General features: G+C 44.2%; 13 protein-coding genes. 4 read left to right on the forward strand and 9 right to left on the reverse strand.

The features are described from left to right. Positions 1-68: 68 nt before the first annotated feature. Both cobA and AAGR14_RS16970 read left to right on the forward strand, forming a co-directional pair. The gene (gene cobA, locus AAGR14_RS16965) at positions 69-836 is read left to right on the forward strand and encodes a uroporphyrinogen-III C-methyltransferase (protein WP_342645427.1); all 768 of its coding nucleotides are present in this window, start codon (positions 69-71) and stop codon (positions 834-836) included. Beyond that, the gene (locus AAGR14_RS16970) at positions 820-1164 is read left to right on the forward strand and encodes a hypothetical protein (RefSeq protein WP_342645428.1); all 345 of its coding nucleotides are present in this window, start codon (positions 820-822) and stop codon (positions 1162-1164) included. Before cobA ends, AAGR14_RS16970 begins: the two co-directional genes overlap by 17 nt. A gap of 819 nt (positions 1165-1983) precedes the next feature. Here AAGR14_RS16970 and AAGR14_RS16975 read toward each other — a convergent pair. From AAGR14_RS16975 to AAGR14_RS17010, 8 genes are all read right to left on the reverse strand, one after another. Beyond that, positions 1984-3480: a TlpA disulfide reductase family protein gene (locus tag AAGR14_RS16975; RefSeq protein ID WP_342645429.1), complete on the reverse strand. Its 1497-nt coding sequence runs from the start codon at positions 3478-3480 to the stop codon at positions 1984-1986. 45 nt (positions 3481-3525) lie between these two features. Beyond that, positions 3526-4932, reverse strand: a complete 1407-nt coding sequence (locus AAGR14_RS16980) for a RagB/SusD family nutrient uptake outer membrane protein (protein ID WP_342645430.1) — start codon at positions 4930-4932, stop codon at positions 3526-3528. Between the two features lie 13 nt (positions 4933-4945). Next, positions 4946-8344, reverse strand: coding sequence for a TonB-dependent receptor (locus AAGR14_RS16985; protein ID WP_342645431.1), 3399 nt, complete (start codon positions 8342-8344; stop codon positions 4946-4948). Positions 8345-8568: 224 nt separating this feature from the next. Further along, complete coding sequence (locus AAGR14_RS16990; protein ID WP_342645432.1) at positions 8569-9543, reverse strand: FecR domain-containing protein; 975 nt, start codon at positions 9541-9543, stop codon at positions 8569-8571. Positions 9544-9717: 174 nt separating this feature from the next. After that, a complete protein-coding gene (locus AAGR14_RS16995) occupies positions 9718-10293 on the reverse strand; it encodes an RNA polymerase sigma-70 factor (RefSeq protein ID WP_342645433.1) in 576 nt (191 codons plus the stop codon). Positions 10294-10516: 223 nt separating this feature from the next. Then, a complete protein-coding gene (locus tag AAGR14_RS17000; RefSeq protein ID WP_342645434.1) occupies positions 10517-12157 on the reverse strand; it encodes a cytochrome c biogenesis protein CcdA in 1641 nt (546 codons plus the stop codon). Between the two features lie 63 nt (positions 12158-12220). Further along, positions 12221-12670 (reverse strand): protein-disulfide reductase DsbD domain-containing protein, encoded by a 450-nt coding sequence (locus tag AAGR14_RS17005; protein WP_342645435.1) that lies wholly within the window; start codon positions 12668-12670, stop codon positions 12221-12223. Positions 12671-12704: 34 nt separating this feature from the next. Continuing rightward, positions 12705-13772, reverse strand: a complete 1068-nt coding sequence (locus tag AAGR14_RS17010; protein ID WP_342645436.1) for a cysteine synthase family protein — start codon at positions 13770-13772, stop codon at positions 12705-12707. Between the two features lie 173 nt (positions 13773-13945). Between AAGR14_RS17010 and AAGR14_RS17015 the strand changes: the two genes are divergently transcribed. Continuing rightward, entirely contained in the window at positions 13946-14413 is a 468-nt protein-coding gene (locus AAGR14_RS17015; RefSeq protein WP_342645437.1) for an Lrp/AsnC family transcriptional regulator, read from the forward strand. A 397-nt stretch (positions 14414-14810) separates the two neighbouring features. Here AAGR14_RS17015 and AAGR14_RS17020 read toward each other — a convergent pair whose 3' ends face one another. Continuing rightward, the gene (locus AAGR14_RS17020; protein WP_342648703.1) at positions 14811-15752 is read right to left on the reverse strand and encodes a DMT family transporter; all 942 of its coding nucleotides are present in this window, start codon (positions 15750-15752) and stop codon (positions 14811-14813) included. A 266-nt stretch (positions 15753-16018) separates the two neighbouring features. Between AAGR14_RS17020 and AAGR14_RS17025 the strand changes: the two genes are divergently transcribed. Then, entirely contained in the window at positions 16019-16147 is a 129-nt protein-coding gene (locus tag AAGR14_RS17025; protein WP_342645438.1) for a hypothetical protein, read from the forward strand. The last annotated feature ends 3 nt before the right edge of the window (positions 16148-16150 follow it).

Genomic DNA, 16150 nt, shown 5'->3' on the forward strand with positions numbered 1-16150 from the left:
TGATTTAAACACTTTCAAACGATTAAACTATATAATTTTACAGTACTTTTAATAACTAACATCAATAAATGGACGAAATTCATTGTAATTCTTCACAAAATTCAGTAATTCCAGAACTGATTGTATTAGGGGCTGGCCCTGGCGATCCGGAATTAATTACTATGAAGGGGTACAGGCTGCTACAGCAAGCTGATGCTGTATTATATGATAATTTGGCCAATCAGCAGTTACTTAGTTATACCAAGCCCACCTGCGAAAAGGTGTATGTTGGCAAGCGCCCCTACGAACGCTATGCGTCGCAGGAAGAAATTAATGAGTTGATTAAAAAATATGCTTACACCTACGGCTCGGTAGTAAGACTCAAAGGGGGCGACCCTTTTATTTTTGGCCGCGGCTTTGAAGAAATTGTATATGCCCGCAGCCAAGGTATTAAAACCACTTTTGTGCCGGGCATCACCAGTATGCAAGCTTCCGGCTTTGAAGATATTCCGCTAACGCACCGTGCTGTAAGTGAGGGGGTGTGGATGGTAACCGGCACCAAAAAAGATGGAACGTTGTCAGCCGATTTGCGGCTGGCTATGCAAAGTAATGCCACGGTTGTTATTTATATGGGTATGAAACAACTAACTGTTATTGCAGACACTTATATACAAGCCGGCCGCGGTGACACACCAGCGGCTGTTATACAGCATGCATCGCTGCCGCAGCAAAAATCTGTGAGGGGATTTATTAAAAACATGCCTGCGCTGGCCGAAACACATCAGTTAACCTATCCATCTATCATAATTATAGGACAAGTAACCGACTTAAATCATAAGCATGAAAATACGTATTAAAGGCAATTCCCTACGCTACCGTTTAACCCGCTCGGAGGTAGAAAAATTTGGCCGCGACGGCTACCTTGAAGAAATAACCGATTTTGGCTGTGCGCAATTGATCTATGCCTTAAAAGCTACGGCTTCTGATGAGCTATGGGTAAATTTTGAGCAGAACAAAATTACCTTCTTTATGCCTGCTACCATGCGTAAAGAATGGTTAAATACCGACAGAGTTGGATTTGATTATCGCACTCCCCATTTTTATTTACTGATTGAAAAAGATTTTCAGTGTTTGGATAATACACAAGAAGATCAAAGTGATAATTATCCTAACCCGCTGACTTGAAATTAAGACGTTAGCAACTCTCTTTTCCTCATTTATACTTAACTCGCAGATCAAACCAATAATTAACACTTGGGGATCAAGGCAGATCCAAATAGCCACTTTGCGTTTTAAGAGAATCACGATAAAGGATATAGTTCAATTAATACGCCTCTTATAACAAGAAATGGTAGGCCAGGAAATAAAACAAGGCACCAACCGTTCGGTGCAACAATGCATTACAATACGTAACTCCAAATCTTGAATGCTGTTATATTAGTTAAAACACCCTACTACGACGCTCGTTTTTAATCTTTACTTTTACTTAAGAAACAGCTTATTTTGCTTCGATTTGATGTGATCGTTATTCGGGTGCCATTGCATTACAATTTATCAAAAAATTGGCAGACACCCCAGTACAATAACCTATTCGCTTCCACGTCTCACGCCTCCAGGGATGATTGAAGCTTTTGCAGAAATGGCGAAAAACCATTACTTGGAATGATTTTTACCGGAACGCAGACGATCACCGTAATGCCATGCTTATTATGTATTCGGCGGCGGTCAAGCTTATACCATCAGAAAAAGCCGTGTGGTAAGACAGAAGGGACCAATCTGAGGTAACATTTGATACTTACAGAAAATCATTAACTGCTGCAAGTAGGGTATATTATTAAGGTAAATGCCCCCTTAAGAACATTATTACCAGGCTTACGCCACATAAAGACTATAACTGGCCTTCAGCAAACCAGTTATAGTCATCATCAAATTTATGAGTGTTCTTTCCGTCAAAAAAAAGAGCAGTTAATAAAGTCCCTCGATAAGCGACTCTACTCTTCCTCCTTAGGTGTTAGCTTTAGCCATGTCAATCATCATGGATAATTCGTCGACTGCAGCTTCGTCACTGCCGTCAAAACCGGTCAGTTTAAAGCGAATGTTACCCTGAGCATCAATGACGAACTTGGCGGGTATGCCGTTTACTTTGTAACTGCTTACCACTTTATTTTCTTTGGTTTGAGCATCTTTCAAATCCATCAGCACATCAAAGGTGTATTTTTTGCCTTTGATGTAGTCTGCTGCATCCTTAGTGGGCGTTTCGGTGCCCCGCTCCCAGGTATGGATAAACAGAAACTTCACGTTAGGATCCGCTTGATACTTGTTTACGGCCATTTGCATAGCGGGGAACGATGCCTTACACGGACCGCACCAGGTTGCCCAAAAATCAAGCACCACTACTTTACCCCTCAGTTCCTGCAACGACACCTGCTTGCCGTTTAAATCAGTCAACGTAAAGTTAGGGGCTTGCTCTTTTACCATGTCGCGGGTAAGCGTTTTGCTCAGGTTTTCGAGATAGCTTTTGCGGATAGCAGCGGCGTAGGTATCAAACCCGGCATCACTGCCTTTTACTTTACGGTATAAAGTTTTAAAAACTGCCACCATTTCTGGCGTGGCCCTACCCGATTTTATTACAGGCTCCAGTTTATCATAAGCTTCCTGGTTGCGATTAAGCCCCATTAGTATTTGTGCATAACGATAGTTAAGGCGTGGGTTAAGCGTGGTAGAATTCTTAAATGCAATTTCTGAATACTTTAAGGCTTCAGCATATTTTTTTCTTTCAAACAAAATATCTGCGTACGTGCTGGTAAGGCTTGGATAGCCTGATGCTGAAAATTTAGCAGCTCCGCTGTCGCCTTTTTTACCATCTATGTAAGAAAAAGCGTTTTCCATAGCCATACGGGCGTAGATCTCGGCCTTGGCTAAATCGCCGTTCTTGCGTAAGGTTCCGGCCAATCCGCTGTAAGCATTACCTTTCCAAAAATCAGCCTGCAGCTTATTGATAAACTCAATGGCTTTAGCCGTATTTTTTTCTTCGGCATATTGTTGCGCTACCGCCGAAGCCGCATAATCATGAATTACACCATCTTCAATAGACCCGGTTTTAAACTTTTCGGGCGGAAAATCTTTTATCCACTTATAATAAGCTGCCTCTTTTGCTGCGCCGGTTTTAGCATCAAATACTGCCTTTTCAGCATTGTTGCGGGCAGCAATACCAGTCGGAAAACGCTTCAGTTGCTCAGCATATAAAGAATCCATAGACTTGTTGTTCTTTAAGCGATAGTAAAACTGCTCGGCCATTATCAAATCCTGCTCTTTGTTACTGGCACCCAACGAAACCAGTTTAGCATTCAGCCTGGCCTTATCGGCTGCATCAGTTGAGGCAACCAAGCGGTTAAGCATTTTAGCGGTAGTATCGGCCGGGGCTGTTTGTGCATTTGCACACTGGCCGGCTGCTGCTAACATAGCAAGCATACCGAGTTTTGTAATATAATTTTTCATCATTGTTTAATTACTAATGAGCGTTACCTATTTTATATAATGATTTGATTAATAGCCAGGATTTTGTGTAAGTGCTGGGTTTTGTTGGCGTTGCACATCGGGTATCGGGAACAATAAAGAGCGTGTCGCATTCCACGTAGATGGCTTTAATCTGCTTAAAACAGCATTTGCCTGACCGGTTCTAAGCAAATCAAACCAACGATGCCCGTACTCACCAAATAACTCTACCTTACGTTCCTGTGCTGCAGCATTTAACAAAGCCGTTGAGGTGGCACTATTGCCAGCACTTAAATTGGGCAAACCTGCACGGTTCCGTATAACATTAATATCTGCCACAGCGCCCGATAAATTACCGGTTTGCGCACGGGCCTCGGCCCTTATCAAATACTGCTCGGCCAGGCGTAACACTACGTTAAACTCATTACCCGCCCCGGCGGTAGCTGCCGTATAAACTTTGTACTTATTGATACGATAAAACTTAGAACTGCTGGTGGCCGAATCTACCCAGTTTGTTTTACGGTTATCGCCGGCTTCAAAACTATTAGCAATGTTACTGGTAAGGGTGTATGTTGGTAAGGTGCCCGGAGTGGCCGTTGGTGATGTACGGTATGACTGTACAAAGCCGGAGAAGCCGTAAAATGTAGCAAATTGCAAAATGGTTTCGTTACTAGTGTTAATAAACACGTTAGGCGTAGTTGCCAAAGTGTAAGTACCCGAATTGATAACCTGTGTAGACTGCGTTTCTGCATTGGCATAATCTTTACGATACAAGTACACTCTCGCCAGTAAGGCAGTGGCGGCGAGTTGGTTTACCCGGCTTCTTAATGTGCCTACATAAGTTGTCGGCAACAGACCCTGAGCCTCACGTAAATCGGCAATAATGGATGTCCATACGGCATCGGCAGAAGCCCGTGGTAAATATGCGTTAGTTAAAGGATCCTCCCCTACTAAAGGCACACCCCCGTAGTAGTTAACTAGGTAAAAGTTAACCCAGGCCCTAAAAAACTTGGCTTCGCCTAACAACTGCGACTTTACAGCAGGCGATAAGGTGGTTGATTTAGTAATACCCGCAATAGCGCTGTTAGCTACCAGCAGTTCTGAGTAAGCATTTCCCCAAAAACCAGCATTGGTAGTGTTGCCTATAGAAATTTGATTGTTCTCAATCTCTGCAATTTCAGGTGTGGTATTGAGGTTAAAATGTAGTTCGTCGCTGCTAACGCCGCCATAAAAAGTGATGGCTTGCTGCAAAGGGGCCATGCTGCCAAAAATGCCATAATTGTATAAAGCCAACACTGCAGCCGTAGCTGTCGCATCCGTTTGGTAGGCCGTACTTGCTTCTATTTTATTTTGAGGGGCATCCAGTTCAACCAATTTTTTACATCCGGTGGTATAAATGATAGCCGGTAGCATCACACCTGTGGCTAAAAACTTTATTTTGTTATAAATATTTTTCATGTGAATGTGCTTTTTAGAATGAACAGTTAAGACCTAAAACCATGGTACGCAATTGGGGCATGGCGATAAACTGGCCCGTTCCAAGTCCGGGAGCTGCTCCAGAAACTGTAGTTTCGGGGTCGTAAGTATATTTCTGTTTAGCCCAGGTGCGTAAATTTTCGCCGCGCGCAAATACGTTCAGGTTAGAAAATCCGATAGTTTTAACCCAGGCCTTCGGCAAATTGTAACTGATACTAACTGTCTTTAATTTGATAAAAGAGGCATCCCCCCAGTTGGCGTCGGACGAATTGTAATTAAAGTAAGGCGTGGTACCAGCGGTAGTTGCTCCCGGATATTGTGTATTATCACCCGGTTTCATCCAGCGTTGCAACGCCGTAACATTTTGGTTGGTCATGCCCGAGCCGTACGGTATAGATGAGCTGTTGTTAAGGTATCCCATGCGGTGGTTAAACTGAAAAAACACATTAAGCTCGAAACCACGATAGCTAAAGCTGTTATTGACACCGCCATAATATGGATGCCCAAGCGGTGCCGGAGCCCGATCGCCACCAAATGTAATGGCACCATCGCCGTTTAAATCCTGATAAGTAGGCACGCCTGTAGCAGGATTTATACCGGTAAACTTGTATAACTGTATTGCATTTATTGGCTGACCAACAATGTAGCTGGATGAGTTAAACAGCTGCGCCGGGTTATTTATTTGGAGAATTTCGTTGCGCAGAATGGTTAAGTTGATATTAGTGCTCCACCTAAACAATTTGGTTTGCACGTTGGTAGAGTTTAATTCAAACTCGAAACCCTGATTTTGCAAAACGGCCGGGAAATTTGCGGTAAAACTGTTAAAGCCCGCCTGTGTTGGTAAAATAATGTTCACCAGCTGGTCTGACGACCGGTTGCGGAAATAATCTGCTTTAACATAAATGCGGTCTTTTAAAAAGCCCAATTCAACGGCTAAATCCAGTTTTTTGTTGGTTTCCCAATGCAAGTCGGGATTTGGCACGTTAGAAGGATAAACAATAGACTGGCCCTGGTAACTGTTGGCAGAACCGGTCGTATTAAAATACGGATTATATTGATAGTTCTGAATTTGGTCGTTTCCGGTTAAGCCATAACTGCCGCGCAGCTTTCCGAAGCTCAGCCACGAAACATTTTTCATCCACGATTCCTGGGTGAAAATCCAGCCGGCGCCCACCGCCCAAAAATTCCCGAAACGATTATTGATACCAAATCGTGACGAACCATCTCTACGGTAAGTGGCATCCACCAAATATTTGCCGCCCCAGTTATAATTTAAACGCCCAAATATGGCAGCATACTTATAATCTGAGTTATTACTTCCGTTATTTACAATGGCAGCGGCGTTATTAATATTTCCAATTAAAGCATCACTGCTAAAACCTGTTCCTATTAAATTGATACCATCGGCAATGGTACGCTGAATGGTACCACCTACCAAAGCCTGAATATTACCGCCCCATACTTCGCGCTGGTATTCCAGTTGCGGCTCTATGATATAATTATTGTTGGTGTTATTAGCATACTGCAACCTGTTGGTAGGTGCGGCCAGATTAACGCTTGCTGGGTTTAAAGAAGTTAATGGCGTTTGCAGCGTTTGTTTAATACCGGTGGCCGTGTAGCCAAGGTTAACCTTAGCTCTCAGGCCAGGCAACAACTGATAATAGGCATTTAAATTACCTATCAGGTTGGTGGTTACGTTTGATGTCGGCCTTAACAAATATGCCATTGGGTTGGTAAACGACGGGTTCCAGTACAAACTACCGTCAGCATTGTAAAGCGGCAAGTTTGGAGGCAGGTTGTACAACTGAGACAAATCGGTACTAATCAGGTTATTTTGCATGTAACCATAATTTACGCTCAGATCTATGCCAAACTTTTGGTCTGCACTTTTGTGACCTGCATTTAACCGGTTTGAGAAAGTGTTAGCACCAAAACTGCCTGGAAACACAGTACCCTCGCGGCGGTAATTAGAGCTGAACAAAAAAGTATTTTGCGCGCTGCCGCCAGAGATAGAAATATCGGCGTTAGTAGTGTGTGCCGTACCTCCAACCAATTCTTTTTGCCAGTTAGTCGTGTTATTCTGGTCCCACACCAGCAAATCAGGTGCGTTGGCGGTTGTTGGGGTAACGCCCGAGGCTGCGAAAGCTGCCCGGCGCATGGCCAGATAGTCAGGCGTGCTGAGCATGTCAATGAAATGCCCTATTTTGCCTGCTCCCTGGTAAAAATTTACGTTAAATTTAGTGTTGCCTGCTTTGCCCTTTTTTGTAGTGATTAACACTACGCCATTGGCACCTTTAGAACCATAAATAGCGGTTGCATCCGCGTCCTTTAAAACGTCGATGCGCTCAATATCATCCGGATTAATCATGCTTAGCGGACTAATCTCTCCTCCGTTAGCGCCGCTAACGCCATAAGCATTTAAACCATCCGTTGCTGGTACGCTTCCGTTAAACAAAGTAAAAGGCACCCCATCAATAAGGTACAATGGCAGTGTCCCACTGTTAAATGAGCCAATACCCCTGATTTGTACCCTGAAACCACTACCCGGTAAACCATTATTTTGCGTAAGCTGAACGCCCGGCAGACGGCCCTGCAGTGCAGCCAGCGGGTTAGATACCGGCTGATTTTCAATCTCTTTAGACGTTAATGAACTTACCGAACCTGTGTTGTTACGGCGCGTAGTTGTGCTGTAACCAATCACTTGCACTTCATCTATAGAACCGGCGGCCGGTTGTAAACGGATATCTAACGGCGCAGAACCCTTAACCGGCACTTCGCGGGTTTGATAGCCTATAAAAGAGAATACCAATACGTTTTGCCCGTCTGGCACTTCTAAACTAAAATAACCTTCGGCATTGGTGATGGCAGTAACCGGGTTGCGCTCTTTGGTGCGCACAGTTACACCGGGCATAGGTTGGTTACGCTCATCCCTAACCGTACCGGTTACCCTTATGGTCTGGGCGACCTCCCGAACTACAACCGGCGCATCAGTTTTAGTAACCGGAGCCTCGGTTTCTTTGAGTGGCGATATAATAATCCGGTTACCATCTTGGTGGTAGCCCAAACCGGTACCCCCCAGCAATAGTGCCAGGGTTTCGGCTACGCTGCGCGACTGCGCATCAATGTTTACCTGTTTTACAGCGTTAACGCGCGCCGAAGGATAAAAGATGCTGAAGCCCGATTGCGCTTGTAATTTACGCAATGCGGCTTTGAGGGATTCACGGTTAACGTGTAGCTGCACCTTAGTGCCCTGCAGGCTTTGTGCATTAGTTAGAGTAGCGGCAAATAAAGATGAACTGATAATCAATATCGCTCCGCAGCAAACGCTTAATTTCATGAAAAACAGCCAGTTGATTCGTAAAAACTTCTTAAAATAGGAACGGAGATTTCCCATTGCAAAAGCAGTATCTTTTTGCATTATTTGTATAAGTTAAAAAATTAGTCAAATAAGATTTTTAATTAAACTCCTCATCGCTGTCCAAGGCCGGGGAGTTTTTTTTGTAAGATGCGCATCCGGCACACCGTTACTTTCTTTATACTGCTTAATCAGGCTGGGTAATAGTACATCATAGCGTTATTAATTAGAGGTTGGGGATTTCTTTTATATTTCGGTTTGTTTTAATTACAGCCAGCACCGTCTAATGTCACGGTTTTACCATCCGTTGCAAAAGACGCGTCTATGGTTCCTGTCAATGCCTGCAATACCTGGCTTAGGGTTTCGGTTCCATTGAAACGGCCGGTAATCAGGCATTTTTCTAAATTTTTACTCTTAAAGTTTACACTCACATTGTAGCGCCGGCTCAGGCGTTCGGCCAGTTGTTTAAAAGGCATATCCTCAAACTGCATATCGCTCTTAGCCCAGGTAATGGCATTCAACGCTTCCACATTTTCCTGTAAAACTTTTTTATTTATGGCATTATAAACCAGTTGCTGGTTAGGCAGCAAGGTGGCTAATAGGTGCTGTTTAGCATCTGATACGCTTACCTTACCCCTGCTCACGGATACCACCACCTGCTGGCCATAATTAGCCTTGATGTTAAAAGCTGTACCCAGCACCGTTGTTTTTATGTTGCCGGCGTATATCACAAAAGGGTTGGCTGCCATATGTTTCACATCAAAAAAAGCCTCGCCTTTTAAATGCACTTCACGCACGCGACCGTTCAACGCATATCGTATGGAACTGCCAGAGCGTAGCACTACGGTACTACTATCAGGCAGTACTACAAAACGATTTTCGGAAAGCACTGCGGGCGCTACAACGGCTACCGGGCGGTCAATTACAGTATAATTTTTTCGGGTAATAAATAGATAACCGGCGCAAACAGTAACAACCAAAAAGATGGCGGCGGCATAACGATATAAATTACGTTGCCAGAGTTTTTTTACAGGAGCGTCGTCGGTTTTGATATGCTGATAAAGATGCAACAGCATACGCTGCTCTAACGCCTGCTCCTCCAGAGCTGAGTTTGTATGCCAAACAGCTTCATGCGCACTTTGCTCCCGATACCATTGGTCAAGCTGTTGCTTTTCCTGTTCGGTAGCGGTTCCGTCGAGATATTTTTCTATCAGGGCGAGTAACTGTTCGTCTTTCATGCAAAAATGATTGCGTTTAAAAGATAGTTACACAAACCACCAAGCCACCCTTAGTCTAAACGCAGTTTTTTTTTAAAATTTTCTTAAAACAGCAGAGAGATGTTCATTAATCATCAAAAAAAGCACAACCAAACCATCAAAATAATAATAAACCAACGATTTAGGTTGGTATTTTTAATAATTGCGTAAGAAAATAAATAAAAGCATCATACCAATACTCCTTAACGAGAGGCGAATAACTTTTAAGGCTTTAGTGAGATGGGCTTCGACCGTTTTTTCGGCAATATTCATTTGTAAGGCAATCTGAGATAGCGATTTGCCATGCTCGCGGCTGTATTTAAATACCAGTCGACATTTTTCGGGCAGTGTTTCGACAACACCGTTTATATATTCCTGTAAAAAACGGGCGTAAATTTTTTCGTCGTCAAAGTCGTGCAGCTTCTGCCCGTAAACGGCCATGGCAATGTCGCTTCTGCGTTTTTGTCGTTGGATGGCTGTTAATACGGAAAACTTGGTAGCCGTAGCCAGGTAGGCTGGCAATGATTCAATTTGCACCTGTCCGCGCTTGTCCCACAGTTTAATTAAAACTTCCTGCACAATCTCTTCGGCTGCAACCTTATCCTGGGTATGATTATAGGCGATAGCCAGCAATTTTCGCCAGTACCTGTGGTAGATTTCTGCAATAGCGAACTCTTCGCCCCTTTGGAGCGCTAAAGCCAAGTCGCTGTCAGATAATTCTTGCGTATTCATTTACCGTTAGGCCAATATAACAATTTATTAACATAACTCAACTTTCAAACAGCAGTCTTATATTCAGCCGATTGATTCGTTCTATAAGTCATATTAATAATACCGAGCATCTACAACACCGGCAGCGAGCTTATAAAACAACAAAAGCATCGTCTTCAAGGGGATGCTTTTGCTAAAAACTAAAAAATTAACTGAATCTTTATCACGAAAGAACAAATGAAGACTATGGGCGAAAGGCGCTTAGTCCGCGTTGCAGGTATTGCAGATAACGGCTTACCTCAAAATCGGCGCCTTGCGGTTCGGTAAGAGGCTGCTCTGTTTGCGGGTTAAGCAACACATAAAACGGCTGCGAATTACTGTTAAACCGCGAGGCCTGTATGTCGCTGTTGAGGGCACCAATGGTGGTGATGCGGCGGCCGCTGAACTTGCTGGTATATTGTTCGGCCGCAGGCAATTGCTCTTTGTCGTCAACATATAACTGGATAAGCACATACTGGTCGCGAATGACGGGCAACACGGCTTTGTCGGTCCACACATTGGCTTCCATCTTACGGCAGTTTACGCAGGCATGGCCGGTAAAATCAATCATAACGGGCTTGCCTACCTTTTTGGCGTAGGCTACACCTTCGGCATAATCAAAAAACGGGTTCAGGCCGGCAGGTTTTTCAAATAAACCAGCATACTTGCGCGGAGTGTTATCAATTGCCGCAGCACTCGGGTCTGCACCTGCGGTCAGGCTGGCGGTATACAAATCAAAATCCTGGGTAGATTGCGGCGGTAAAAATGCGCTGATGCTTTTAAGCGGCGCTCCCCACAAACCGGGCACCATATATAAGGTAAAAGCCAGTACAACCATCGCCAGAAATAAGCGCGGCACGGTAAGATAAGCAAGCGTACTGTCGTGACTAAATTTTAGTTTACCCAACAGGTACAAGCCCATCAGGCCAAAAATAACAATCCACAATACCAGGAAGATTTCTCTGTCGAACCAGTGCCAGCGGTAAGCCAAGTCTACATTCGATAAAAACTTAAGTGCCAGGGCCAGTTCTAAAAAACCCAAAGTAACTTTAACGCTATTGAGCCAGCCGCCAGACTTAGGTAGCGCGCCCAACCAGCTCGGGAACATGGCGAACAAAGCAAAAGGAATTGCTAATGCTAATGAGAACCCCAGCATACCTATAGCAGGCCCTAACAGAGCCCCGCTTACCGCCGCCTGTACCAGCAAGGTACCAATAATGGGCCCCGTGCAACTAAACGACACCAGCGATAAGGTGGCTGCCATAAAAAATATACCCAGCAACCCGCCTTTGTCCGACTGCTCATCCATACGGTTTACCCACTTGGCAGGAAGCGTGAGTTCGAAAGCGCCTAAAAACGATGTCGCAAAACCCACCAACAGTAGAAAGAAAACGAAGTTAAACACACCGTTGGTAGAGAGGCTGTTTAGGGCATCGGCACCAAAAACTATGGTGATGGCCAGCCCCAGCACCACGTAAATAAAAATGATACTCAACGCGTAAAAAACCGCCGTGCGGATGGCCTTTGCCCTAGACGTGGTGCTTTTAGTAAAATAACTAACCGTTAAAGGTAGCATCGGGAATATACACGGCATCAGCAATGCGGCCAGTCCGCCTAAAAACCCGGCTAAAAATATGCTGCCGAGGGTTTGACTGGCACTGCTTGCCGGCTGCGGTTTAACAGCTGCTGCTTTTAACTTTTGCTGCGATTGATGCTGAGCAGTGCCGCTAACCATACTGTCAGCAGGTGCAGATTTCTCTGCTGGTTTGAACTCAATATCTGCGGTCGGGATGGTGTCCTGAACAGCTGCGGCAACGGCTAAGGGGTATAGCCAAAGCAGCAACATGCTCAAAATGAACAAACGCTTAATGTGATGCAAGGAAGTAAAATTAATAAGTTGAAAGTTGGATTACTTGATGGTTACCGTAAAACTAAGCTGGTCGGGTGGCAGGCATTTTTGGTCGTTACACGTCATGTATTCTACCGTGCCTTTTACAGTAAGCGGTCCCGCCGTACTCATTTTAATTTTTTGCTGAAACACAACCGAATGCTCAAAAAAGCTCACGTTCATGTTAAAAGCCTTTTCAAATTCGGTGATAGCTTTCGGCTCGATGGTTTTACCTATCATTTTATATTTGGCATCGGGCGTAAACGTAATGGTAGTTTTAACCGGACCACCCTCGGTAGTATTTTGCGAGTACAGGTGCCACCCGTCATCCATCGTGGCTTTAATTAAAATTACGGCCTCGGTTTTACTGATACGTTTACCGGCGTAGGCCCACTTAACAGGCGTTAAAATTTGTGCGCGCAATGTCGCGCCGGCGCACATCAGCACCAGGATGAGGATAAGCTTTTTCATAAAACGGATTTATTGATTGAGTTTAATCAGGGTTTTAAAGATGAATTACCGGCTCGGGCAGGCGGCAGATAGGTTGGTAGTCGGTAAAATCTACCTCGGTCGATAGGTAACCGGGCTTTACCGGCTCTTCTTTTACCAAATCCGTGCTCAGGTACTTCTTGTTACTGTCGCAAAGCAAGGTTACTACCACGGCATCCGGACCTAATTGTTCGGCCAGTTTAATGGCGCCAATTACGTTAGCACCCGAGGAGATACCCACGGCCAGACCTAACTGGCTGGCCATTTTTTGCGCCATAATAATGGCATCGCCATCACCGGCCTGCACAATTTCATCCATTTCGTCAAGTTTTACAATGGCCGGGATAAATTCGTCGGATATACCCTGGATGCGGTGCGCGCCTACCTTGTAGCCGGTAGTCAGAGTTGGTGATTCGGCAGGTTCAAGCGGATGCACTTTCAGCTTTAGGTTCATGGCGCGCAGATACTTTCCGGTACCCATCACGGTGCCGCCGGTGCCTACCCCGGCTACAAAGGCATCAGGCGTTAAACCTATGCTTTGCAGTTGCTGCCATATCTCGGGACCGGTTGTTTTTTCGTGCGCTTCGGCATTGTAGATATTCTCGAACTGGCGCGGCAAAAAGTACCCGGCCGATTGCTGCTGCAACTCCTCCGCCAGGCGTATACTGCCTAAAAAGCCACCTTCGGCTTTACTCACCAGGTGCACCTTTGCACCCAGGCTTTTAATAATATCCTGCCGTTCTTTGCTCAGCCAGTCAGGCATCATAATCACTACCTCGTGGCCAAGGGCTTTGCCAATACCGGCAAAGGCAATACCGGTATTACCCGAGGTAGCTTCTACAATCACGTCGCCCTGTTTAATTACCGACATGCTATAAGCCTGGTGCAAAATATACAGCGCCATACGGTCTTTTACACTACCCGTCAAATTGTAATGTTCGCATTTCACAAATACCCGGCCCGGTTTACCGTTATAGCGGTAATGCAGCTCCAGCATGGGCGTATTGCCCACCAAGTGCCACAGGTTATTAATTTTGATTTTTAACGAATCGGATTGAGATAGAATTGCCTCGCTGACTGCCATAATACTTAGATGAATTATAGCAAACTTCCGTATTATCGAACTTTAGATCAATACTTACCCATATTTCCATAAATTTTACGGAAATACAAAAACTAATTTACCTAAATTTCGGCTTAGTTATGGATTGTTATATTAGCAACCGTAATTTTTTCATTCATTCTTTTTATTTAGCTATGGCTATTAGCAATTTAGACCACACCGACACCGAACTTTTAAGGCTTTTACAGCAGGATGCCTCATTAACCAACAAAGAGTTATCCATTAAGCTCCACAAGTCAATAGCTACCATACACGAACGCATCAGGCGACTGAAAGAGCAGGGCTACATTAAACGCACAGTAGCTATTTTAGACCGCAAAAAAATAAACCGCAACCTGATTGCTTTCAGCCAGGTGTTACTGAACGACCACACCAAAGAAACCCTGAGCACTTTTGAGCGCGAGGTAGTCAAATTTCCAGAAGTGATGGAGTGTTTCCAGATGACGGGCACCTTTGATTTTGTGCTGCGGATAGCTACCAGCGATATGGATGCCTACCACGATTTTTACCGCAACAAACTTTCTACTCTGCCCCGCATCACCACGGTGCAAAGTTTTTTTGTATTGTCTGAAACTAAAAGCGATACCGCTTATCCGTTGTAAATGGAAACCAATGATAATGTCTTATTGTTGTTAATTAGTGATGGCCTCTATCACTTATCACAGTAATTGAAGTAAGTGGTTGTGCTAAATTACAAGTGTTTAGGCCCTCAGTCTTCATTAGTACAAATATCTTTGATGATTCTTTTTAGCATTATAAACTATTCACTGGAGCCGCCATTTAAGTTGACTCAACATTGATGTGTCTTAAGAATCACACCAACGACAGCAAAATTTATTCACTGATATAAAACAGTGATGAAATGATACTTATATAGTTTTAGTATACCATCTGCCAGGCTTTTCACTATATATTTTAGATAAAATGATATCGTTGCAATTCTTGACAGGTAATTGTCACATCATCTAATTACTGTAAAAGCTTGTTTACCTTGCTTGCTTATAAGATTTTTGCCGATTTGCTCCGACTAAGCAGCTGGCCTGCTAAAACCAACATGGTTCCGGCCACACCCCACAGGCCAATAGGTTCGCCAAGTAAAAAGTGACCATATATGTAACCCAGTACGGGCACCAGGTAAAGCCAGTTGGCTGCTTTTACCGAATCAACATTGATCATGTTTAGCCATAAACGGTTGGCCACAAAAGATAAGGCCACTGCCATGTATAAAAGCGATCCAACCAGCCAACTGTCTACACGTATTACATGGACCTGTTTAAACAACATGGCCACAGGTATTAACATTACACCACCAATAAACACTTGCCACACGTTAAAAACACCAGTGGTAAGCGTACTCTTAATTTTAGCAAAATAAATGGCACTACTGGTGTAAGCCAGTACATAAATAATCAAAAGTAAAATACCAAGCGGATGAATATGGCCTTGTACCGTACTGCCAAACGAAGCTGCGGCTATACCCATGAATGCGATGAGCATACCGCCAACCTCGGTACGGATCATTTTGCGGCCCAAAAACAGCGTGCTGGCAAATAAAATAAACAACGGCGTAACGGCAATAAATAAACTGCTGATGCCGGCCGACACATATTTTTGCGCAACAGAAAATGCACCCAGGGTCACGGTGGTGTTTAGTGCGCCATAAATTAGTACCTGCTTCCATTCGGTACCGCCCGGAATAAAGCGGGTTTGCGGGTTAAGCATGTAAAAGGGTGCAAAAAGTACTCCTGTAAACATAAAGCGCATGGCAGCCAGTATAAGAGGGTCTGCTGACCGGATGCCAAACTTTACAGCCACTGCGCCCGACGACCATAACACAGCAAAAGCCAAGCCCTGAAGAAAAAAGTTTTTCATCACGAACAAAAATTTATCATTGAGCAAAGCTAACAAGTGCCTGAAAACACCAAAACGAAAAACTTTCATCAAACCGATGAAAATCTTTTAAGTATAAATTTATTATTGCCACCTTTAAATTGATAAACATCGAATTGTGTCATTTCCGGCTAATTAAAGAAATAGTAGCCTAAGGATGTTTTTTTGCCGCTTCTACTGCCCTTTTTCAAACGCCGATTGCCCATAGTTACCAGCTGAAAGAAATTGAAAAGCAAGCTGGTGCGCCGCTATTTGACCGCAAGGAAAAAAAATGATTATTAATAGCCTGGGTACATTGTTTTTAAAAGCCGGTGAAGGTGATGCTAAAAGAGATGGAATGGCTGAGCCGTGAGGTAAGGTCTACTACCAGCCATTTGCGCGGCGAAATAAGGATAAGCGCCGAATGCCATACCAGCTATTACTGTCTGCCTAAATTGCTTAAATGATTT

The sequence above is a fragment of the Mucilaginibacter sp. CSA2-8R genome, assembly GCF_038806765.1.
GTDB lineage: Bacteria > Bacteroidota > Bacteroidia > Sphingobacteriales > Sphingobacteriaceae > Mucilaginibacter.